The 21,789-nt window shown below is 65.7% G+C and carries 19 protein-coding genes; 9 read left to right on the top strand and 10 right to left on the bottom strand.

Going from position 1 to position 21,789, the window contains the following annotated elements:
* Positions 1-9: 9 nt before the first annotated feature.
* The 7 genes from AC5RW2_RS30930 (at position 10) to AC5RW2_RS30960 (ending at position 6,916) form a co-directional block, all read left to right on the top strand.
* On the top strand, positions 10-348 hold the full coding sequence (locus AC5RW2_RS30930) for a 2Fe-2S iron-sulfur cluster-binding protein (protein ID WP_493964443.1): 339 nt from the start codon (positions 10-12) through the stop codon (positions 346-348).
* Positions 349-489: 141 nt separating this feature from the next.
* Positions 490-1,302, top strand: coding sequence for an SDR family NAD(P)-dependent oxidoreductase (locus AC5RW2_RS30935; RefSeq protein ID WP_493964444.1), 813 nt, complete (start codon positions 490-492; stop codon positions 1,300-1,302).
* A complete protein-coding gene (locus tag AC5RW2_RS30940) occupies positions 1,295-2,461 on the top strand; it encodes a CoA transferase (protein ID WP_493964445.1) in 1,167 nt (388 codons plus the stop codon). The genes AC5RW2_RS30935 and AC5RW2_RS30940 overlap by 8 nt, the downstream gene beginning before the upstream one ends.
* On the top strand, positions 2,458-3,612 hold the full coding sequence (locus tag AC5RW2_RS30945) for a CoA transferase (protein WP_493964446.1): 1,155 nt from the start codon (positions 2,458-2,460) through the stop codon (positions 3,610-3,612). Before AC5RW2_RS30940 ends, AC5RW2_RS30945 begins: the two co-directional genes overlap by 4 nt.
* Complete coding sequence (locus tag AC5RW2_RS30950; protein ID WP_493964447.1) at positions 3,609-4,493, top strand: enoyl-CoA hydratase/isomerase family protein; 885 nt, start codon at positions 3,609-3,611, stop codon at positions 4,491-4,493. Before AC5RW2_RS30945 ends, AC5RW2_RS30950 begins: the two co-directional genes overlap by 4 nt.
* A 60-nt stretch (positions 4,494-4,553) precedes the next feature.
* The gene (locus AC5RW2_RS30955) at positions 4,554-5,378 is read left to right on the top strand and encodes an SDR family oxidoreductase (RefSeq protein ID WP_493964448.1); all 825 of its coding nucleotides are present in this window, start codon (positions 4,554-4,556) and stop codon (positions 5,376-5,378) included.
* A gap of 50 nt (positions 5,379-5,428) precedes the next feature.
* A complete protein-coding gene (locus tag AC5RW2_RS30960; RefSeq protein WP_493964449.1) occupies positions 5,429-6,916 on the top strand; it encodes an NAD-dependent succinate-semialdehyde dehydrogenase in 1,488 nt (495 codons plus the stop codon).
* A gap of 992 nt (positions 6,917-7,908) precedes the next feature.
* On the opposite strand, the gene AC5RW2_RS30965 is transcribed toward AC5RW2_RS30960, so the two are convergent.
* The gene (locus AC5RW2_RS30965) at positions 7,909-9,258 is read right to left on the bottom strand and encodes an MFS transporter (RefSeq protein ID WP_493964450.1); all 1,350 of its coding nucleotides are present in this window, start codon (positions 9,256-9,258) and stop codon (positions 7,909-7,911) included.
* 668 nt (positions 9,259-9,926) lie between these two features.
* On the opposite strand from AC5RW2_RS30965, the gene AC5RW2_RS30970 reads away from it, so the two are divergent.
* Positions 9,927-11,180 carry a cytochrome P450 gene (locus tag AC5RW2_RS30970; RefSeq protein ID WP_493964451.1) on the top strand — a complete coding sequence of 418 codons (1,254 nt, stop codon included), beginning with the start codon at positions 9,927-9,929 and terminating at the stop codon, positions 11,178-11,180.
* A 93-nt stretch (positions 11,181-11,273) separates the two neighbouring features.
* Here the strand turns inward: AC5RW2_RS30970 and AC5RW2_RS30975 are convergent, their stop codons facing one another.
* Both AC5RW2_RS30975 and AC5RW2_RS30980 read right to left on the bottom strand, forming a co-directional pair.
* Complete coding sequence (locus AC5RW2_RS30975; RefSeq protein ID WP_493964452.1) at positions 11,274-12,047, bottom strand: IclR family transcriptional regulator; 774 nt, start codon at positions 12,045-12,047, stop codon at positions 11,274-11,276.
* Positions 12,048-12,206: 159 nt separating this feature from the next.
* A complete protein-coding gene (locus tag AC5RW2_RS30980; protein ID WP_493964453.1) occupies positions 12,207-13,592 on the bottom strand; it encodes an MFS transporter in 1,386 nt (461 codons plus the stop codon).
* Positions 13,593-13,942: 350 nt separating this feature from the next.
* Between AC5RW2_RS30980 and AC5RW2_RS30985 the strand changes: the two genes are divergently transcribed.
* Complete coding sequence (locus tag AC5RW2_RS30985; protein WP_494074877.1) at positions 13,943-15,103, top strand: MFS transporter; 1,161 nt, start codon at positions 13,943-13,945, stop codon at positions 15,101-15,103.
* Positions 15,104-15,118: 15 nt separating this feature from the next.
* On the opposite strand, the gene AC5RW2_RS30990 is transcribed toward AC5RW2_RS30985, so the two are convergent.
* The 7 genes from AC5RW2_RS30990 to AC5RW2_RS31020 all read right to left on the bottom strand — a co-directional run bounded on the left by AC5RW2_RS30990 (position 15,119) and on the right by AC5RW2_RS31020 (position 21,783).
* The gene (locus tag AC5RW2_RS30990) at positions 15,119-16,135 is read right to left on the bottom strand and encodes a DMT family transporter (protein WP_493964455.1); all 1,017 of its coding nucleotides are present in this window, start codon (positions 16,133-16,135) and stop codon (positions 15,119-15,121) included.
* 10 nt (positions 16,136-16,145) lie between these two features.
* Positions 16,146-17,189, bottom strand: coding sequence for an alcohol dehydrogenase catalytic domain-containing protein (locus AC5RW2_RS30995; protein ID WP_493964456.1), 1,044 nt, complete (start codon positions 17,187-17,189; stop codon positions 16,146-16,148).
* 74 nt (positions 17,190-17,263) lie between these two features.
* Complete coding sequence (locus tag AC5RW2_RS31000) at positions 17,264-18,346, bottom strand: ABC transporter substrate-binding protein (protein WP_493964457.1); 1,083 nt, start codon at positions 18,344-18,346, stop codon at positions 17,264-17,266.
* A gap of 61 nt (positions 18,347-18,407) precedes the next feature.
* Positions 18,408-19,265, bottom strand: coding sequence for an ABC transporter permease (locus AC5RW2_RS31005; protein ID WP_493964458.1), 858 nt, complete (start codon positions 19,263-19,265; stop codon positions 18,408-18,410).
* Positions 19,262-20,074 (bottom strand): ABC transporter ATP-binding protein, encoded by an 813-nt coding sequence (locus AC5RW2_RS31010; RefSeq protein ID WP_493964459.1) that lies wholly within the window; start codon positions 20,072-20,074, stop codon positions 19,262-19,264. Before AC5RW2_RS31010 ends, AC5RW2_RS31005 begins: the two co-directional genes overlap by 4 nt.
* A gap of 163 nt (positions 20,075-20,237) precedes the next feature.
* Positions 20,238-20,984 carry an SDR family NAD(P)-dependent oxidoreductase gene (locus AC5RW2_RS31015; protein ID WP_493964460.1) on the bottom strand — a complete coding sequence of 249 codons (747 nt, stop codon included), beginning with the start codon at positions 20,982-20,984 and terminating at the stop codon, positions 20,238-20,240.
* Complete coding sequence (locus AC5RW2_RS31020; RefSeq protein ID WP_493964461.1) at positions 20,968-21,783, bottom strand: alpha/beta fold hydrolase; 816 nt, start codon at positions 21,781-21,783, stop codon at positions 20,968-20,970. Before AC5RW2_RS31020 ends, AC5RW2_RS31015 begins: the two co-directional genes overlap by 17 nt.
* Between the last annotated feature and the right edge of the window lie 6 nt (positions 21,784-21,789).

Here is a 21,789-nt window from a genome sequence, read left to right on the forward strand (position 1 = left end):
TGAACCATCATGTCCGACACCACCACGATCACCAAGCTCAATGTCACCGACCGCGACGGCGCCGAGCGCCAGATTGACTGGGAGCCGCAGCAGTCCCTCATGGAGGCGCTGCGCGACAACGATTTCCCGATCCTGGCCTCCTGCGGCGGCACCGCCTCCTGCGCCACCTGCCATGTCTTCCTGCCCAAGGAGGTCTGCAACAGTCTGGGCGAGCGCAGCGAGGATGAGCTCGAACTGCTTGAAGAGGTGTCTTGCTACGACGCGGGAACGTCCCGCCTGGCCTGCCAGGTCTCGCAGGACGAGTCGCTCGACGGCATCAGCGTCACCATCGCGCCCGAAGAGGACTGAGGGCGCGGCGGCCAACCGGCCGCCGTCGTCCGCATTCATCAGGACGTCCGCAGCAGGCGGCCGCCCCGGACAGGGCCGTCCCCGTACAGCTGCCAGGAAGCAACACCACCGCGCAGCAAAATGACAAGGAGTTGAACAGCAATGGGTTTGCTTGAAGGAAAGGTTGCCCTGGTCACCGGGGCTAGCCGCGGCATCGGCGCGGAAATCGCCGCCGCGTTTGCCCGAGAGGGCGCATCCGTGGTGGTCACCGCCCGGTCCACCACAGAGGCCCCCGGCCGGCTAGACGGAACCCTGGAGGAGACCGTCGCCGCCGTCGAGGCTGCCGGGGGTGCAGGACTGGCCGTGCCGGGCGACCTGACCAAGCCCGAGGACCGCGAGCACATCGTGCGCGCCGCACAGGAACGCTTTGGCAAGGTCGACATCCTCGTGAACAACGCGGCCCTGACCTACTTCACCCCCGCCGCCGACATTTCCCTCAAACGCACCTCCCTGATGTTCGACATCCAAGTCCACGCCCCGCTGCACCTGAGCCAACTGGTCCTGCCGGGCATGCGCGAACGCGGCGAAGGCTGGATCCTGAACATCACCTCCCTCGAGGCAGAAGATCCGGCGCTGCCGCCGTCACGCTTCAACGCCAAGGGCACCACCACGGTCTACGGCATGTGCAAGGCGGCTATGGAACGGATGACCAGCGGCCTGGCCGCTGAGGGCTACAACGACGGCGTCTCCGTCACCGCCCTGCGCCCGGGCGGGCTGGTGCCCACGCCAGGCATCGTGTTCCACGGCGTCATCAAGGCCGACGACCCGAATGCCGAGTCGCCGGAGTACATGGCGAAAGCCGCGCTGATCCTGGCCAGCTCGGCGCCGACCGAACTCACCGGCCACGTGTACGAGTCCACCTCCTTGGTGGAGGCCTACGAATCCCGTCTGACTGTCAGGAGTGCCCGTGTTTAACACAACATCACCGGAAAGGACAGGCCTAGGTGCGCACCCGGTCATCGGCGAAGTCGGCTGGCTGCGCGGCCTCAAGATCGTGGAGGTCACGACGGCGGTCTCCGCACCGCTGATCGGCCGGGTCCTGTCCGAGCTGGGCGCCGAGGTTGTCAAGGTCGAGTCCCGGGCCAAGGTGGACGTCAACCGCGCCCGGGTGCCCCGCCCCACGGACCCGGAGGGATTCCCCGCGCACGAGGCGTTCCAGCTGCTGCACGAGGCCAACGCCGGCAAGCACAGCGTCACGCTGAACTTGAAGACCCAGCGCGGCAAGGAGCTGCTGCTGGACCTGCTCGGCGACGCCGACGTCTTCATCGAGAACTTCGTGCCGGGCTGGCTGGACCGGCTGGACCTGCCCATCGCCGAGCTGCGCGAGCGCTGCCCGCGCCTGATCATCCTCTCCGCCAGCGGCTACGGGCAGACCGGCCCGCTGCGCACGCAGCGCTCCTACGCCCCGGTCATGACCGCGCTCGCCGGGGTCGAGGGACTCATCGGCTACGAGGACGGGCAGGTGATGGGCTGTTCAGCCCTGGCCCTGGCCGACCTGAACTGCACGTTTAGCGGTGTCCTGCTGGTCATGTCCGCGCTGGCCGGCCGCCAGGCGACCGGGCAGGGCACGCACATCGACCTGTCCCAGATCGAGGCCGCCGCCATCCTGGCCGGCGAGGCCTTCGTCGAGCAGCAGCTCGGCGGCGGGATTCCCGGCCCGGCCGGCAACATCGACGCCGACGGCACCCGCTGGACACTCCAGCGCACCGCGGACGAGGATTCCTGGATTGCCGCCAAGGGCGCCGGCGCGGCGGACGAGGACGCACGCCCGGAAACCCGTGAACTGCTTGGACGGCTGCGCGAGCGGGGCATCGAGGCCTCGCCGGTGCTCACACCCTTGGAAGTGGCGGCCGACGAACACTTCACCTCCCGGGGGTTCACCCAGTCGGTGCAGCACCCCCACCCCATGATCGGGGCGCTGCAGATCACCAGCGTGCCGTGGCGGCTGGAGGGCGTGGTGCCCAGGGTTGCCGCGTCCGCGCCGCTGATCGGCTCGTCCAACGCCGAGGTGCTGGGCCGCTACGTCCCTGCCAACGACCTGACTGAACTGGAACGTGAAGGGGTGCTCAAATGAGCAACGGAATGCTAGGCGGCAAGCTCGTCGTCGAAATCGGCCGGACCCGGGCCGCGGCCTTCGCCGGCAAGCAGCTGCGCGACACCGGCGCCGACGTCGTCGTCCTCCAGGGCGGCCGCCGGGCGGAGGAGCTGCCGGAGGCCGCGCGCCTGTACATGGACGCCGGCAAGGACGTCGTCACGTGGCGGCCCGAAGACGACGCCGTCCTGGTCGACGAGCTCATTGCGCACGCCGACGCCGTCGTCACCGACCTGCCCGCCGCCGAACTGGCCGCCCGCGGCCTGGACTGGGCGAGCCTGCACGCCCGGTTCCCGCGCCTGGCCTACGTGGCACTGTCCGCCGTCGGTTGGGAAGTGCCCGGCCAGGAGGACGCCGGTGAGCTGACCATGCAGGCCCTCAGCGGACTCATGCACATGGTCGGGCATCCGGACCGCGAGCCGCTTGCCCTGCCGTACGGCATGGGATCGCTGCAGCTGGGCCTGCACGGCGCCGGTGCTGCGGCCACTGCCATGTACACGGCAACCGAAACCGGCACCGGCCGGCTGGTGGAGGTCTCCGGCGCCGACGTGCTTGCCTCCTACGTGCGGATCTACGGCGCCGTGGCCAACTACTACGAGATCCCGCTGCGCCGCGACGGCCGGCGGGCCCCCGGCTCCGGGGGGCGCTACCCGTTCGGGCTGTTCCCGTGCAAGGACGGCTACGTGGCCATGATCTGCCGCAGCGACCGTGAGTGGGCAAGCCTGCTGGCCATGATGGGCAACCCCGAGTGGTCGAAGCAGGAGCGCTACACCGATCTCTACGCCATCGCCATGGAGTACCCGGACGAGATTGATGCGCTGATCGACCCCTGGCTGCGCGAACACACCCGCGACGAACTGCTGGCTTTGGCCCAGGAGTTCGCCGTGCCCGTTGCGCCGGTGCGCACCGTCGAGGAAGTTGCCGCCGATACGCAGCTTCGCGACCACCGGCACTTCTTCGACCTGCTGGTCACTGAGGACGGCCGGTCGCTGCGTGTGCCCGGACGGCCATGGGCCACACCGGAACGCCGGGCCGTGGTCCGGCCCGCCGGCTCCCTCGCCGACGTGGTCAACAACCTGCCGGTACGCCTGCCCGGCAACGAATCCCAACCCACACCCCTGGAGGTTTCATGACCACCGCCGAAGCACCCGTGCTCATCGAACGCAGCGGACCCATCGGCCGACTGGTATTCAACCGGGCGGAGAAGAGCAATGCGCTGACCTTCGACGACGCGCAGTACCTCGTCCGCTGCCTGCGCGAGCTCGAGGAGGATGACAGCATCAAGGTCATCATCCTCAAGGGTAACGGCAAGTCCTTCTGCGCCGGACACGATTTCGACGACGTCGTCAGGTCCTACGGCCTGGACAAGAAGGGCCCCGACGGCCGCCCTCACAAGATGAGCGTCCGCGACCGGCTAATCATCGACCGCCGCCTCGCCGACGAGTACATGGCGTTCCAGTACGCGCTCAAGCCGGTGATCGCGCAAGTGCAGGGAGCTGCAGTCGGTTTCGGAATGTATTTGACCGAGCTTGTGGACCTGGTGATCTGCGCCGATGAAGCACGCTTCAGCCACGCTGAGCAGCGGCTCGGATTCGCGGGAAATACCTGGCACCTTAATATGCAGATTCTCACCTACGGGCCGAAGAAAGTCCGTGAGATGCTGCTGCTTGGTTCGCAGTTCGATGGACGGGACGCCGTCCGCATCGGCCTTGCCAACGCTTCGGTTCCGCTAGATGAGCTGGAAGAAACCACGGAGAAGTGGGCGGAGCGCATCGCGCGGAATCCCAAGGACGCGCTGGTCACCGGCAAGGCCGTGCACAACATGGCCATCGATTCGCTGGGCGGCACCCAGCAGTTCATGCGCGGCATCGCGGGGCATACCCTCGGCACGCTCCTGTCCTTCGAGAAGGACGAATACAACTTCTTCCGCGAGCGCCGGGACAACGGAACCAAGGCCGCGTACCAGAACCGCGATGCTGCCTACGAGGCCGCGCCGGCAGCCACCAACGTCTGAAGCAATTATTGGGACCCGCGCTGTCCGCGGCTGTCCCACACGAATCGTGAGGAACGAATAATGAGCGATATTTTGAACTACGAAGGCAAAGTCTGCGTCGTCACCGGTGCTGCCTCCGGAATGGGCAAGTCCACTGCCGCGCTGCTGACCGACCTCGGTGCGCGCGTCTACGCCCTGGACATCAACGAGCCGTCGATTCCGGTCGAGAAGTACGTCCGAATCAACCTGGGTGACAAGGCCTCCATCGACGCCGCCCTGGCCGAGCTGCCGGAGAAGGTCGACCATGTTTTCAGCTGCGCGGGCATTGCCGGAACGATCTACGGAGGCCGTACCTTCTCGGAGCTCGACGTCCTAACCATCAACTACATCGGCACCCGGTACTTTGTGGAGGGACTGCTCCCGCGACTCCCCGAGGGCGGGTCGGCCGCCGTCATCGCTTCCACCGGAGGCATGCGGTGGCAGCAGCGCCAGGACCTGCACCTGGACTTCGCCAAGACCGACGGATTCGAAGCAGGCCAGCAGTGGTATCAGGAGCACCGAGACGAACTGGAAGCCAACTTCACCGGGCTGAACTTCGCCTACATGATGTCGAAGGAAGCGCTGATCGTGTGGATGAAACACCGAGCGTTCTCCTTGTCGGGGGAACACATCCGCCTGAACTCGATTTCTCCGGCGGCCACCGACACACCGATGGCCGAGGACTTCAGCAAGAACGCCAATGGCCTCCGCGGCTCCCATGTCTCCAATGTCGGAGCCGCATCCACTCCGGATGACCAGGCACGGGCGCTGATCTTCCTCAACAGCGGCCTGGCAAGCTATGTCAGCGGCCAGGACCTGCAGGTCGACTACGCCTTCACCGTCAAGGGCCTGCACGGGCTCGACTAGGACGCTACCCCAACCCTTTCAACGTTCATCCCAGAAGGAGAACCGGTCACATGACAATCGAGATTGACCGCCAGGCCCCGGCACTGGAAGAAGCTGCCATCATCGAATCCGCAAAGCGCGAACTCTTCATCGGCGGCCAGTGGGTGCCGGCAACGCGCGGCAAGGTGTTCGACGTCTTCGATCCGGCGACGGAAGAGGCATTCGCCCAGGTCGCCGATGCTTCCGTCGAGGATGGCCGCCGGGCCCTTGACGCAGCGGTTGCAGCCCAGGCGGCTTTCGCCGCCACGACACCGCGCTTCCGGGCCGACATCCTCCGGCGCGTCGTAGAGATCCTCCGCAGGGACATGGAGACGAACATCCGCATCCTCTCCATGGAGGCGGGCAAGCCGCTGGCGGAGGGCCGAGCCGAGATCAACAGCGGTATCGACTTCCTCGAGCACTTCGCCGAGGAAGCCGTACGGACCGAAGGCAACTACCAGATGAATCCGGTCAGCGGCGGCAGGATGATCGTGGTGAAGCAGCCCATTGGCCCGTCCATCCTGATCACGCCATGGAACTTCCCGTTCTCACAGGCTGCCCGCAAGCTGGCACCGGCAATTGCAGCCGGCTGCACCGTCGTGGTCAAGCCGGCCAAGGAAACCCCGCTGATCCTCTTGGCCTTCGCCCGTGCCTTCCAGGAAGCGGGCCTGCCGGACGGCGTGATTAACGTGGTGACCACCAGCGACTCCAACGGCGTCATGGAACCGCTGATCCGGTCGGGGGACGCCCGCAAACTATCCTTCACCGGCTCCACTCCAGTCGGTGTCAAGCTGCTGGAACAGGCCGCCGAGCAAGTTCTCAGCTCGTCGATGGAGCTCGGAGGCAACGCTCCGTTCATCGTGTTCGAGGACGCGGACCTGCAAGTGGCCATTGACTCGCTGATCATGAACAAAATGTGGAACACCGGCCAGACCTGCACCTCGGCCAACCGGATCTACGTCCATTCTTCGATCATCGACAAGTTCCAGGACATGCTGGTGGAACGGATGTCCTCCTTCGTCCAAGGACGCGGCCAGGACGACGGCGTCAACCTCGGGCCGCTCATCAACGCCAAGCAGTTGGCTTCGGTCGAGGCGATGGTGCAGGACGCGGTCTCCAAGGGGGCCAAGCTTGTAATCGGTGGGGAACGTCTAGACCGGACAGGCTACTTTTACCAGCCCACCGTGCTGCGTGACGTGCCTGAAGACGCAGAACTGAACCGTGAAGAAATCTTCGGCCCCGTGGCGCCGCTGATCTCCTTCGAAACGGAGGCCGAGGTCGTGGCCAAGGCCAACGACACCCACTACGGCCTGGTGTCTTACCTCTTCACCGAGGACCTGCGCCGGGCGATCCGCGTTTCGGAGGCGCTGGAAGCCGGCAACGTCGGGTTGAACCGGGGCACCGTTGCGTATGCCGCTGCACCGTTCGGCGGGGTCAAGAAGTCCGGCTTGGGCCGCGAGGGCTCTCACGAGGGCCTGGACGAGTTCCTAGAGACGAAGTTCATCGCGCTGCAACTCTGAGAGGTGCCGATCAAACGGATGCATGAAGCAAGGCGGAGCCGCCCGGAGCTGTCCGGGTGCGGCTCCGCTTTGCTTTAAGTCGCGCCGATTTGGGGCTCTTCACGTCTTCCGCAAAACTCTGTGGGGACAAAAGCGCACCGACCTCCCACGGGTGCTCTCAGCAGGACATATTTGATGGCGCTTGCTTTTTTCAAATACGGGGCCGGCGCGTTTGATGAGAATCTCAATGTCGTGCCATCAGCGGTAGCAGCTTTGTCTGGGCCCGTCCGCCTCCGTACCGGGCACAGCGACAGGTCACCGAGATACCTCCAAAACCAGCGTGGTGTGCGCCGGTCTTGGAGTTGCCAGGATGCAGAAAAATGGGCATTTCTTGGCTTGTGCCCACCGCAGGCACCGGCGGTACCTCGACCACGGCTGGCAAGGACTGGAGGACCGCTCGACGGGCCACGCCCGGGCGCCACTTGCCCGGATGTGGTCAGGGACGTGCTGGATCAGTGGGAAAGCATCGGGAAGGACCGGCAGTTCTGGGCGCCCGCACAGGCGTAAATCCGCGGACGGTGTCCAGGAATCTAACCCGTGCCGCGTCCCGAAACTCTGGGAACTCGACCCGGTCACAGGGGAGCGGATCAGGGCCGGGCAGCCAGGGGCCCCGTTACAAACACGCTGCCCGGGACCTGCTGCCGTGAACGTAAAGAAACCCGGCAGTATCGCGACGGCGGCAGCTGGCGTGCCGACCCCGCCCAAGACGGGCGCACCGCCGCGTTCATGGCCGCCAACGGCGCACCGTTCCGACGCGTCATGACCGACAGTGCCTGAGCTTATCGGAAATCCAGCAAATTTCTGGCCACCCTTGGTGCAGTCGGGGTGTGAATCACAAGCTCCCCCTAGTCCAGACGCCCAAAGCCGAAGGAGTAGCATTCACCGGATGCCCCAATGAAGAAAGGGCCGGATCCCCGCCTCGGCGAGGACCCGGCCTTGTAGTGCAGGCTGGACTAGCGAACGGACACGACGGCCTCGTCCTCGGCGTGCCCCGGGTCGGTCCTGACGAGGTCCTCGGGGTCCGCAACTCCCTGATGACCCCACCGAGCCACGGTAAAGGCAGCAGCCACGGCCCCGAGCAGGCAGAGCCCGCCGGCATAAAGGGCCACCAAGTACCATCCTTTTGGATTGGCGACGATGATTGCCGAGGCCACCAGCGGACCGAAGCCGCTGATCGCGCCACCCAGTTGCTGGCCCAGGGAAACGGCGCTAGAGCGCACCTCAACCGGGAACAACTCAGTGAACAGTGCGGCCTGGATGCCGTTGACTACGCCGTGCCCGAAAACGAGAACCAGGGCCATGCCGAGAAGGATCAGCATCGGTTCGGCAGTACCCAGCAGTACGAAGTAGACGAAGATAAAGACGGCTTCGGCAATGAGTCCGATGATGATTAACCTGCGTCGGCCGACGCGGTCGGAGAGCCCGCCCCACAGCGGGACGGAGAAGGCCAGCACTGCTGATGACAGCGAGACCAGGGCTAGCATCGTTGTCTGGGCGACTCCGTAGGTGGCAACGGCGAAGGACAGGCCGAAGACGCTGACGGTGTAGTAGACCGTATTGGGGCCGGTGGCGATGATGGTCGCCAGCAGGACGTCCTTTTTGTGTTTGCGGGCTACCTGCAGGACAGGGAACCTTTCGGTCTTGCCTTCCGCACGAAGTCGCTCGGAGGCCGGCGGCTCGGGGATGTGGCGGCGGACGATGAAGGTGATGACCAGCAGCACACCGCTGAAGAGGAAAGGCAGGCGCCAGCCCCAGGCCATGAAATCCTCCCGTGGGAGCAGCGATACAAGCGCAAAGACGCCCGTTGCCAGCACCATGCCGGCGAAGCCCCCGGAGTAGGTGAAGGAACTATAGAAGCCCCGCCTACTTCGCGGCGAGCTCTCCATCGAGAGTGTCGCGGCGTTGCCCATTTCGCCGCCGAGGCCCAAACCCTGGACAAGTCGTAGGAGGACGAGCAGCACGGCTGCCCAGTCGCCTAGTATCGCGGTGGTGGGAAGGACTCCAATCAGGACCGTAGCGAAACCCATCGTGATCAGGGTACCCATCAGTGCCGTCCTGCGCCCGTACCTGTCGCCTACATGGCCGAAGACGATGGCACCCAAGGGCCGAACGATGTACCCGACGGCGAGGGTGGCGAAAGCGGCCAGGGTGCCGATTGCGGGCGATAGATCAGTAAAAAACAATGCGTTGAGCACGACGGCGGAGGCCGTGCCGTAGATGAAGAAGTCATAAAACTCGATGACCCCTCCGAAGAATCCTGCCGCCGCGGCACGTCGAGGCGACACCGTCGTCGTCTTGCTCATACTCACTCCTATGAGGATCGGTAACTGAACTAGCAACTGGAGAATCGGGTGTTGACTGGACCAATCCCAATGCCTACCGGTTCCATATTGGTCTAACCAATGGGAATATTAGTTGTAAGCTTCGTGACCGTAATCACGTTTTTCGCTGAGTGAAAACACACTTTCCCTGGAGCGGGCTGGCCCGTAACTCGCAGCGACTGATGGCAGGCGTCCATCGTCAGCACTTTATCGGCGGCGCTGGGTAGGAACGGAGAATTCGTGGTCGTAGAGGCGACCTACCCGCAGGGCTGTGAGGGCACCGGCGAAGTCGACGAGTCACATGAGGCCGATCCGGTTAGTCGGGTAGGAGTACCACGCTGAGTGCGGTGTGCACCTGTCGTTGGCGGCAGTCGACGACGGCGATCCTGCCTTGCAGGCGGCGGCATTCGCCTTTTCCATGACGCTGGGGGCCAAGGCTCGCCCGAAGTGATGGGTTCCCCTGCTGCCGCCGGGAGTAGATGATTTCGATGAGCGAAAAGCGCGGCTGTGTGCCCGGTCACCAGTGGCAAGCTGATGATGGCAGGCGGACGGAGCGGGGAACCGCGACGACGTCGACGACCAATCGATTAGCGAGGGCGGCTACGGGACGGTGAGCAGCCTAGCGCCCCCACATCCGTGAAAGGACGAAGATGTCAATCATCTCCGAGGAGAAGACGCAGCAGATCCCCTACTCTCATGAGCTGAAGTGGCCGGAAGGGCTGGAGCCGTGGACCGTTATTGATGAAACCGGCCTCCAAGCTGAGCCCTACGCGCATTTCGCATGGATGCGCAAGCACCACCCGGTCCTTCGCGTGTACCACCCTGAGTCGGATGTCTACTTCGTTTCCCGGTATGCAGATGTTCGGAAGGGCATGCGTACTCCGAAGATCTACCGCAGCCAGGTCAACGACGAAACCCCGTTCGCCTTCCCGACCCTGCTTGACGGGGCGGCCCACATGAAGATCCGCAAGGTAGTTGCCGCTGCGTTCATCCCCAAGGCCATCAATCAGGTGGCGGACCGCGTCCAGGACGTTGCCTCCGAGCTCGTGAAGAACTTCGTAGCCAAGGGAGGAGGCGAAGTCACCAGCGAACTGACCCGCCCGCTGACCATGGCCACCATCAGCGGTATTCTGGGCGTGCCCTACAAGGACGTTGCGGAATTCGATATGTGGACCGAATCCGTTTGGGCCTGGTTTGCCCGGGTTTCCCGCATGGCGCCCGGCCTGCCAGGAGACGAGGAGAATGCGCAGCAGCTATTCAATTATCTGGGGGGCATCCTGGACCGGCTCTACGAGGAGAAGAGCGAGTCCGTGGCCGGTCATATCGCCCGCGCATGGAAGGACGAAGGCGTGCTCACCCGCCAGGAGGCGATTGAACTGTGCGTGTTCGTCTTTATCGCCGGATTCGACACCACGACGCGCTTGATGGCCAATGCATTCCTGGTATTCAAGGACTACCCGGAGACCTTGGACCGGCTGAATGAGCGTCCCGAGGATGCCGAGGCGTTCGTGGAGGAACTGGTCCGCTTCCGTGGGCCCGTGCACAAGGCTCCGCGGCGTCTCGCGGAAGACGTCGAGATCGCCGGCGTCAAAATCCCGGCCGGCTCCATCGTGCGTCTACTGCTGGCCTCGGCCAACCGCGACGCGGAGCACTGGGGTGAGAACGCGGACAAGTTCGATCTGGACCGCGACGCCGAAGGACACTTCGGATTTGGGCACGGCGTCCATGCATGCCTCGGCGCTCCCCTGGCCCGGCTCGAGAGCAAGACCATGTTCCGGCTGCTCGCCGAGCGGATGGAGTCCGTCGACTTCGACCTGGGCAAGGACGCGGTGCTATTGAAGGGCAACAGCCTGACCAACGGCGTCGAAAGTCTGAACGTCAGGGTAGAGGCCCGTAAGGCATAGTCCCAGTCAGAAGAACGGCCGGGGGAATTTGTGAATTCCCCCGGCCGTTCCTCTGACTGCACATCCGTAGGATGCCGCTGATTCTGGCGCAGGTCAGCGCCGTGCTGGCGGCGTGGCGCCGAGGGCCATAGAAATGCCGAACGCGGCTGACTGCAGGGCCGGAATGGCGGCAGCGGGGTTTTCCCGGCCCTGTGGGTAGACGGCGCTGAGGGCGGCCACCACGGCGTTCTTAGTCCCGAAGACCGGCACGGCCATGCCGGTCCAGCCGGCGGTCCCGATCCCGGGAACTATTGAGTAGCGGCGCTGCCGGATGTCGGCGAGCATCCGGCGCAGGATTTTGGGGTCGGTAACTGTCCTTTCGGTGTACTGGGCCAGCGGCTTCTGCAGGAATTCGTCTTGGAACTCTGGCGGCGAGTAGGCCAGCAGGACCATGCCCGAGGACGCTGCGTGAAGCGGGTGCCGTTGCGCCACGAGCGCGCGGTCGAGCGTGAAATCCTCCGGGGCCAGGCGCTCCAGGTACAGTACGGTTCCGTGGTCCAGTACCGAGAGGGTCACCAGTTGTCCCAGGTGCTCGTGCAGATCCTCCAGATACGGCAATGCCGTGTCGCGCACCGAAAGGGTGTCGCTACCGCGGGTCGATAGCTCCCACAGTCGCAGCCCGATCTTGATTTCCTTGTCCGGGCCGCGCTCCAACAGTCCGTGCTGGATCAGTTCGGTTACCAGCCGGTAGGTGGTCGGCACGGGCAGGCCGGCGCGCTGGGCCAGCACAGTCAGCGGCATCGAGCGCCGCTGCCGGTCGAAGGCGGAGAGGATCCGTGCAACCCGCCCGATGACCGACCTGCGCGGGGCTTCGGGATCATGGGACACAGACGTTGCTCCTGGATGAACTGGGTGGGAGGCTGCCGACATGGTGGACATCTTAGCCTCCCGGCGGCGATGGCCCCGCCAAGCCGCACCTTGCAGGACGCGCCGCAGTGCTGTCCGGCGCGTGGCCGGACAGCACTGCGGGCGGAACCCTGCTGCGGATCAGTCGAAGGCGCTGACGGTCTCCCGTTCGGGACCGGCGTTCTGCCGGAGCGCCTGCACCTGCTCGGTGGTGACGGCCATTTCCCGGGCGTTCGGCAGGCCGAGCCAGGCCACGAAGACCCCAATCGCGGCAAAGACGACCACGTAGTATGCCGGCGCGACCGGACCGAAGTTAGCCGCGAACCAGGTGGCAATGAACGGAATCGTTCCGCCAAAGACCGAGAAAGCGGCAGAGTACGCCAGGCCGCTCGCGCTGGACCGCACATCGACGGGGAAAAGTTCGACGATGGCCATGCCGGCTGCCAGCATTGACGAGTACATGAAGGTGGCGTGAATGGCCAGGGCGATGACGGCAGCCACCGGGCCGAGTTCGAGCAGGAAGAAGGCCGGAAAGGTCCAGACCAGGAGGGCAACCGAGATCACCATGGCGAATTTCTTGCGGCTGATCTTGTCCGCCAACCGTCCCATGCCTGTCACCGTGAACATGACGATCGTGAGCGCGCCGACGAGGATGAGCAGTGCGGTGGTCATGGTGTATCCCTCGAACTGCACCAGATGCGAAACCATGTAGCCGATGATCAGATAGCCCGCCACGGCCTGCATGGCCACCCAGCTGAAGAGGATGAACATTTCCTTGGGTACGGTGCGGATGGCGCGCAGGAGCGGTGCCTCATGCTTGCCGGCGGCACGCTTGTCCGCGGCACCGGAGGTTTTGGCGGCCTCCTTGAACGCAGCGGAATCATCGATGCTCACCCGCAGCCAGAGGCCGACAAGGCCCAGCGGGACGGCGGCGAAGAAGGGCAGACGCCAACCCCAGGCGAGCAGTTGGTCCGGGCTGAGTGAGGTCGTGATGAACATGGCTAGGAGCGCGGCGCAGGCGGCGCCGGCGATCGTGAAAACGATCAACGGTGCGGTGTTTCGTCCACGGGTTCCGACCGGGGAGTGCTCAACGACGAGCACGAAGGCTCCGGTGGACTCGCCGCCGACCGAGAAGCCCTGCAGCAGCCGGCAGGCCATCAGCAGGGCCGGGGCCAGGAGGCCGACGGAGTCGTAGGTGGGCAGCAGACCGATGGCCGTAGTGGAAACGCTCATGAGAAGCAGTGCCAGGACCAACTGCAGCTTCCGGCCCCAGCGGTCCCCGATATGGCCGAAGACCACTCCGCCGAGGGGCCGGATGAAGAAGGCGACACCGAAAACGGCGAAGGTCGACAGCAGGCCGGCCACGGGATCGACTTTCGGGAAGAAAAGGGCCGCGATGGTCACGGCAAAGTACGCATACAGGGCGTTATCGAAATATTCGATGAAGTTGCCGATGGCTCCGGCCCGCCTGACCCTGCGGATCATGGCAGCGTCAGTCTTGCCTTCGGTCGATAGTGCAGTACTCACGTGGTACTCCCTTGGTGGAGGCGGGCCGGTTAGTCGGGTCCCCGCTGCTGACTCTCTTGGGGCAGTGCCGCCCCGGCTTCTAAATCCTGTGCGCGACGCGGCTCCTTGAGGGAGGGAGCCGGAGTATTGCGATTGGTATGACCTTTCTCACATTCAATAGATTTAGGGTTGCCTTGTCAAGGTTTTTTCTCAAGAACCCTTCGGAGGCTGTCAGTCAGCAGTGGAACGAGGCTACCTTCTGGAATAGATTGGTATAACCAATCATGTTTAAGGGCTGGGCTTGGGGAGGACGGGTGGAGACGGCGGCAGCGCCAGGACGACAGGCCGGCCCGTGGGCCATCATGAAGGCGGTGGCGCTGACGACAGTCACGGTCTCGCCCACTTTTCTGATCGGATCCCTCGCCGTGCAGATCAGGGACGACGTACAGCTCGGACCGGCGGGGATCGGAGCCGCCGCGGCGATCATGTTCGGCGTCGGGGCCCTGATGGCCAAGCCGTCGGGCATAGTCATCCAGCGCGTCGGGTCCCGCCGCGGCACGATTGCGGCGGCCGCAACCTCCGCGGTTGCACTGCTGGGCATCGCCTTGGCGCCGAACTTTGCCTGGCTGGCCGTTTGGCTCTCCCTGGCAGGAATCGGCAACGCGCTTGGCCAGCCGTCAACGAACCTCGGCATCTCGCAGGCGGTCGATCCGGGACGGCTGGCCCTTGCCTTCGGAATTAAGCAGGCCTCTATCCCCACGGCCACCCTACTCGGCGGATTAGCCGTTCCAGGCGTTGCATTGCTCTTCGGCTGGCGGTGGGCGTTCGCCGCCGCCGCAGTCCTGGCCTGCGCCGTGTCCCTGTGGGCTGTCTTGGCCCGAAGCCCGATCCCGGCCGCGCTGCAGGACGGCGAGCGGCCGCGGACGGATCCCGGGATACCGCGCTATGCACTGTTCCTGCTGTCGGCCGGCGGCGGGATCGCGGCCGCCGCCGCGACCACGCTCGGAATCTTCCTGGTCGATTCCGCGGTGGACTCCGGGATTGAACCGGCGGCTGCCGGTTTCCTGTTTTCCGCGGCTGCCGTCATAGGCCTGTCCTCGCGGGTGGGACTGGGGGCCCTGATGGACAGTCGCCGGCACTGGAGCCCCTACGCGCTCATCTGCTGCCTGCTGATCCTTGGAGCCGTCGGGCTCGCCCTTCTCGGCCTCGGCAAGACCTGGGCCATCATCCTCGGCGCGGCACTGGCCAGCGGGGCAGGCTGGGCCTGGCCCGGCCTGCTTCATTTTGCAGTGGTGCGCGACCGCCTCAATTCCGCGGCGACCGCCACCGGCTCGCTGCAGATCGGGCTCTCACTCGGCGCCGCGGCCGGGCCGCTGGCTTTCGGCATCCTGGCCCAGCACTCGTCGTACACGGTTTCCTGGACTGCCGCTGCCGGCGGCCTGGCGGTGGCAGCCATTATTATCCGCGCAGCGCACGCCCTGGTCCGGCGCGACCGCCGCAGGAAGGACGCGCTTGTCCTCTCGGCGGATTGACCGGCCCGCCAAACCTCAGGAAGGGTGCTGCGGCACGGGCTCCAAGTCGGGGGACGGGGGCCGGCCCGTTCCGCTCCGGTCGCCGTCCACCGGCAGCTCTTGGCGCTGGCCCCAACGCTGCAGGACGACCAGGGCGCACAGCGACAGGGCGGCACCGGCCACGGTGGGCCAGGAAACCGCGGCATTGGTTGCCGGCCAGTACAAATCCAGCAGGATCGAGCCGATGAGCTGGCCGGTCACGATGCCCAGGGCAAAGAGCAGGACGCCGACGCGGCGCACGATGACGGCCCCGATCAGGACCACCACGGGACCGACAATGCCCAGGGCGAGATACCACGCCTTGACGTTGGCCAAGGTGTCCAGCCTGCCCAGGCCGCCGGCCGCCAGGGCTGCGATGACCAGCGCCACCGCCGCCGTGCCGAAAATGTAGGTGGCGAGCGCGGCCGGTTCCGGGCGTCCGACGGCTGCGGTAATCCTGCCGTTGAAGGCCATGTGGGTCGACACCGCCATGCCCGCGGCGAAGACGAAGGCGAAGGCGGCCCAGACCGAGGCCCCGGCCGCATCCAGCCGGGGAACCGAGGCGGTGACCACACCGGCCATGGCGAGGGCGAGGGCAACACCGCCGATGATATTGAGCCGCCGCCGCATGCCCAGGGACCAGCCGAAGTGATCGATCGAGGTGCTGGCGACCATCTGTCCGAGGATGAAGGAGAGCGAGAACAAGGCGACGCCGATGATCTCGACGGTCGTGGTCTGGGCCAGGACTCCGACGATTCCGGCGGGTCCGGCGAGCAGCAGGTACCGGGGGAGTTCACGCCGGCGCAGCTGGCCCCATATGGCCCGGACGCTCCTGCGTGCACCGCGGCTGAGCAAAGTGACCGCTGCCATGGTCACGAATCCGGCGGCAAACACCACGGCGGCGGCGGTGATGCTGTCGCCAAGGTCGGTGGCCACGAAGGAATTGATCCTGGCCTGGGCGGCCAACAGGCCGCCCGCGGCCAGGGCCAGGAGGATGAATGTCGTGCGTCCCATCGGTGCAGCCTCAGTTCATGGTGACGACGGCGCGGCCGCTGATGCGCCCGGCCGCCAGGTCGTCGAAGGCATTCAGCGCGTCCTCGAACGCATAGGTCCGCAGGCCGATGCCAATGCGTCCCTCCCGGGCCAGGGCCACGACTTCCTGCAGGTCCTTCATGGTGCCGCTGTACGGGCGGTTGATGGTGACTCCGCGCGGGATCGACGTGGTGGTGCGGATGGTCTCGAACCGGAAGGTCCCGTTGCCCTGCCCGGGAACCCGGACGGTCCCGTACGGGGCGACCACGGAGGTGGCCAGCTGCAGGGTCTTCGTGGTGCCGACCAGATCGAGGACGAAGTCGGGGCCGTAACCGCCGGCGGCGTCGAGCACCTGGCGCGCTATGTCGTCGTCGGCACCGTCCAGGACGACGTCGGCCTGCCCGCGCACGGTCTCCCGCGCCGCCTCCCGCACGTCGACGGCGATGATGCGCGCAGGGCTGATGGCGTGCAGGATGGAGACGGCGAACTGGCCCAGCCCGCCGACCCCGATGACCAGCGCCGCCGAGCCGGGCGTGAGCAGGCCGAGGGCGTCCCGGATCGAATGGTAGGGAACAAGGGCGGCATCGGGCAGCACCGCAGCGGCCGCGGGATCCAGCCCCAGTGCGGGGATCAGCGACCTGGCCGGCGCGACGACGTATTCGGCCATGCCGCCGTCGTACCTGGTGCCGGGACCGTGGGCCGGCTTCTGCCGGCCGCCGGTGTCCAGGCAGGCGTTCTGCCGCCCGGCGACGCACTGCCGGCAGCGGCCGCAGGACCAAACGGTGTGCACGACGACGGGCATGCCTTCTGCCAGCCCGGCGACGCCGTCGCCGGTGGCGGCCACCGTCCCGGCGATCTCGTGCCCCAGGGTCAGGCCGGCCGGCAGGGCCGGCCCCGGATCAGCCCGGAACGCGACGTCGGTGTGACAGACGCCGCAGGCCGACACCTTGAGCAAGACCTGTCCGGGGCCGGGCTCGGGCACCGGAACTTCCCGAAATGCAACGTTTCCCGGACCGAGGTACTTCAACGCCCTCATGGTTTTCTCTCCTAACGGGCGTTGCCGTGCACTGCGGGGTTCCGCTGTGCACGGCAACGATCATCCAGCGAACCTTATTTGGCCGCGGCCATTCGGGCCTGTGCCTTCTCGACATACGAGGTGTCCACGATGTCTTCGATCTTCAGGTCCTTCTTCTCGATCAGGCCATCCTTGCGGAACGTGTCGAGGTCGTTGCCGAGCCCCTCGATGTTCATTGATCCGTCCTCGCTGATGTCCGGGAAGTACGCTGATTTCAGCACAGCCTCGTCTATGTCGGTGTGCTTCGCGACGATCTTGACGATCTCGTCCGAGCCCTCGCCCTTCAGCTGGCCGTCAACGATGGCCGCATTGAAGTCCTTGGTGCCGCGCAGCCAGCCGTTCATGAAGGCGACGGCTTTGTCGGGGGCCTTCTGGGTGAACGCGGTGCCGTACATCAAGGTGCCCAGCTGCAGTTCGGGATAGAAGTCCGCACCGACGGCGACCCGCACCGCGGCGCCGCTGTTGATGACCTTCGAAGCGAACGGTTCGGCCAGCGTGGCGGCATCGATGGAGCCGTTTTGCAGCCCGACGGCCTGGTCCGGCCCGCCGAGGTAGTTCGGAGTGATGTCGGCGCGGGTCAGCCCCGCCTTGGCCAGGGCACGGTCGAACCACAGTGTGGTCGAGGTGCCATCGGCGTACAGGCCCATGCGCAAGCCCTTGAGGTCCTTGAGAGAGGAGAACTTGCCGCTGTCCACGAGTTCCTTGCGAACAATCAGCGACGAGTACTTGTTGCCCTCGTCGAGGTGGCCGGTGTCGCCGACGAGCCGGACGCCGAGTCCGCGGCCGACGGCGTTGAAGATGCCGGCACCGGGGGCGCCCGTTCCGGCGTCGAGGCTGCCCGAGGACAGCGGGGCCACCATGTCGCCTCCGGACTTGAACGCCATGAGCTCGACCTCGAGGCCTTCTTCTTGGAAGTACCCGCGCTCGATGGCAACGTACAGCGGGACGTTGGTCAGCCCGGCGGCATGTCCGACGGTGACCTTGGTCGTGCCCTCGCCGCCGGAGCTCCCGCCGCTGGCGTCGCCGCCGCAGGCCGTGACGGCGAGCAGGGTGGCGAGGACGACGAGGGCGCCGGTGACCCGGCCAAGTTTGCGCGGGACAGCTGGGAGTTTGGGCATGTGGAAGCCTTTCTCGGGGCGGGTGCGAGGTTGGTGGTACGGTCTGTGCGGCGGAGGCCGCTCAGGAAGCCTTGCGGTTCCAAGGTGTGAGCAGGCGTTCAATTTCCGTGAGCAGGTATGTCATCACGACGCCGAGGATGGAGATGACGATCAGCGCTACGTACATCGTCTCGACCCTGAAGGTCGACCACGAGTTCCAGATCATGAAGCCGAGTCCGTCCGTGCCGCCGAGCATTTCCGCCACGACGATGAGCATCAGGGCCATGCCGACGCCGAGCTTCATCCCGGCAATGATCAGCGGGGTAGCCCCGGGCAGGGCGATGGTCCGGAACACCTGAAACCGGCTCGCCCGGAAGTTCTTGCCGACGTCGTGGTGGATCTGGTGGATGCCCAGGACTCCGGCCGCCGTGTTGACGACGACGGGGAAAAACACGCCGATCGCGACGACGGCGATCTTCGAGGATTCGCCGAGCCCGAAGATGATGAGCAGCAACGGGAAGATCGCGGTCTTGGGGATGGGATAGGTTGCGGCCACGATCGGTTCGGCGATGGTCCGGACCCAGCGGTTCAAGCCCATGATGATTCCGATGACGACGGCCGGGACAGCGCCGATGATGAAGCCGATCAGCAGGCGGCGGATGCTCACCCATGTGGTCTCGACGAGTTCACCTGACACGAGCATGCCCATGAACTGCCCGGCAATGGTTGTCGGCGCGGGGAAAAACTGCGGGTTGAGCACGCCTGCCTGGACGGCAAGCTCCCATAGGACCAGCAGTCCGATCGGCGCGAGGATGGCTGCGACACGCTCGCCGCCGATGCGGCCCCAAACTGAACGGCGTGCACGCGGCTTCAGGGCTGCCGTGTCCGGTCTCGGCTCAGTGGTGGATGCGGGCGTGGTTTGCCTGGTTCCGGTGGTCATAGCCGGGCCCCCGAAACCTCGTCTTTGAGCGATCCCCAGATGTCGTAGATCATTTCCCCGTATTCGGGCTGGCGCCGCAGCTCCAGGACGCTGCGCGGACGCTCGAAGGGAACGTCGACGATTTTCTTGACCCGGCCCGGGCGGGCCGTCATGATCATGACCTTGTCGCCGAGCGTGACGGCTTCGTCTACGGAGTGGGTGATGAAGACGACGGTCTTCCTGCTTTCCTCCCAAGTGCGCAGCAGCTCCTCCTGCAGGACCGTCTTGTTCTGCTCGTCGAGCGCTGAGAAGGGCTCGTCCATAAAGAAGACATCGGGGTCGTTGGCAAAGGCCCGGGCGATCGAGACGCGCTGGCGCATGCCACCTGACAGCTGGTGCGGGTATGCCTGGGCGAACGGGGTCAGGCCGGTCTTGTCCAGGTAATGGCCCACCTGTTCCCGAATCACGGACCTGGGTGCCCGGCGCATCCTCAGCCCGTAGGCGGCGTTGTCCCAGACATTCATCCAGGGGAACAGTGAATCACCCTGGAACACCATCGAGTTCGTCACCTCGCCGGAATGGTCAGCATTGATTGTGAAGCTGCCCGACGTGGGTGATTCCAGTCCGGCCAGCATCCGGATGATGGTGGTCTTCCCGCATCCGCTGGGCCCCACGATGGTGAAGAAGGCGCCTTGCGGTACGTGCAGGCTGACGTTGTCCACGGCCGTGACCAGGCCGTCCTCGGTGTCGAAGGTCTTGACGAGGTTCCGGACGGTGATGCCCGTGCCTGTCGTTGTAGGGCCGAGAGTGGCGCTCGCTGATGGTTGCATTGGATCCCCTGACTCGTTGCGGTTGAGACTGCGGCAGCGGAAGGTTTGGTGATCGAGTGGGCCCTGCCGGTGTATGTGACGCCTGTCATAGTTGCAGTGATTGAGATGCTAAGTCAATAGTTCGTTGGTCATACCAATCAAGTGTCGCGTGGGTCCTTCGGCCTCAGCGGACCATGCCGAGGCCGCCGTTGACCGCGATGATTTGTCCTGTGATGAACCGGGCCCCCTCGGAGGCGAGGAAGACCATGACCGGTGCGAAGTCCCGGTCCGGATCGCCCAGTCCGCCCAGCGGCCCGGAATCATACAGTTTGCCGCGCTCGGTGCGCCCGGCCGAGGTCATAGGAGTCTGCACAGCGGGCACCACCGAGTTCACCCGGACGCCCTGCCGGCCCCATTCGGCGGCTACGGTGCGGGTCCAGGCCATAATGCCGCCCTTGGACGCCGAATAGCCGGCCAGGCCCTTGATGCCGGTCAGGCCTGCGTCGGAGCCAATGTTCAGGATGGTGCCCAATTCCTGGCCGTGCATCACACCGTAGGCGGCCTGGTTGGTATAGATCGTGCCGCGCAGGTTGATGCCGAGCAGGAAATCCAGGTCGGCCTCGGTCAGCTCATGCGCCGGCTTGGCCCGCTGCACACCGGCCACGTTGACCAGGACGTCCAAGCCGCCGAGCAGGTCCGCAGCCTCCCCGACACCGGCGAACACCTCGTCCCGGCTGGACACGTCGACGTGGCGGTAGACCGCTTTGCCCGGGCCTGCCCCGGTCGCCGTCCGGGCAACCTCCTCGCCCTGCTCGTCGCGCACGTCCATGGTCACGACCGCGGCGCCCTCGCGGACATAGGCGCGGACCGTGGCCTCGCCCATGCCTTGGGCGCCGCCGGTGACGATGATCCTCCTACCCTGCAGGTGCATGAGCCGCGCTTTCCTCAGTCACAGTGATGAAGTCCCGCAGCAAGGCCGCCAGCTCAGCCGGGAACCGGCGGTGCGCCAGGTGGTTGCCGCCGTCGACGGTAACCACGGGAGCGCCGGCCCGGCGGGACACCTCCTGGATTCCGCGGCGGTGGCGCGCGTCGGTCTTCGTCCCGTAGGAGGTGAGCAGGGGCACGGACAGATTCTCCGGGATGAAAACCGGACCCTGGAAGCGGGCATCGGCGAGTTCGGTCGCCCAGATGGGTCCCCAGCCGAGGAAGGCCTCCCGTGTTTCGTCCGGCAGCGTCTCCCAGCGGTCGTCCCCCATGGCCCGGCGGAGGAACGCCTCGGCGGCGGGCCGCACCAGTGCCGGGTCGGTGGTGGAGTGCTCCGGCAGCGGCGGCGCGGGCCACCATTCCTCCCACGGCAGCGGCGACTCGTAGACCATGACGCCGGCGATCACATCAGGGCAGCGTTCAGCCGCGGCCAGGCTGATCACCCCTCCAAGGCTGTGCCCGAAGACATAGGAGGGTCTGTTGCCGATGACCGCCAGCAGATCGTCGACGTGGTCAGCCATCAGCCCAGGCCGGTTATTACGGATGGGCGAGCCGCCGTAACCGCGCCGGTCGTAGGTGATGACCTCGTACTCCGGCAGGCAGGCGGCCAGTCGGTCGAAGCTGGCTGCGGTATCCATAGCCCCGTGCACCATGACGACACGCGGAGCATCGACGGTTTCGGGCAGGCGGTAGGCGATTCGCAGCCCGTCCACGAATTCCTCGGTGGCAGTAGCCGTTGTCTCCATCCCGGC

Source organism: Arthrobacter sp. B0316-1-20, from assembly GCF_059091865.1.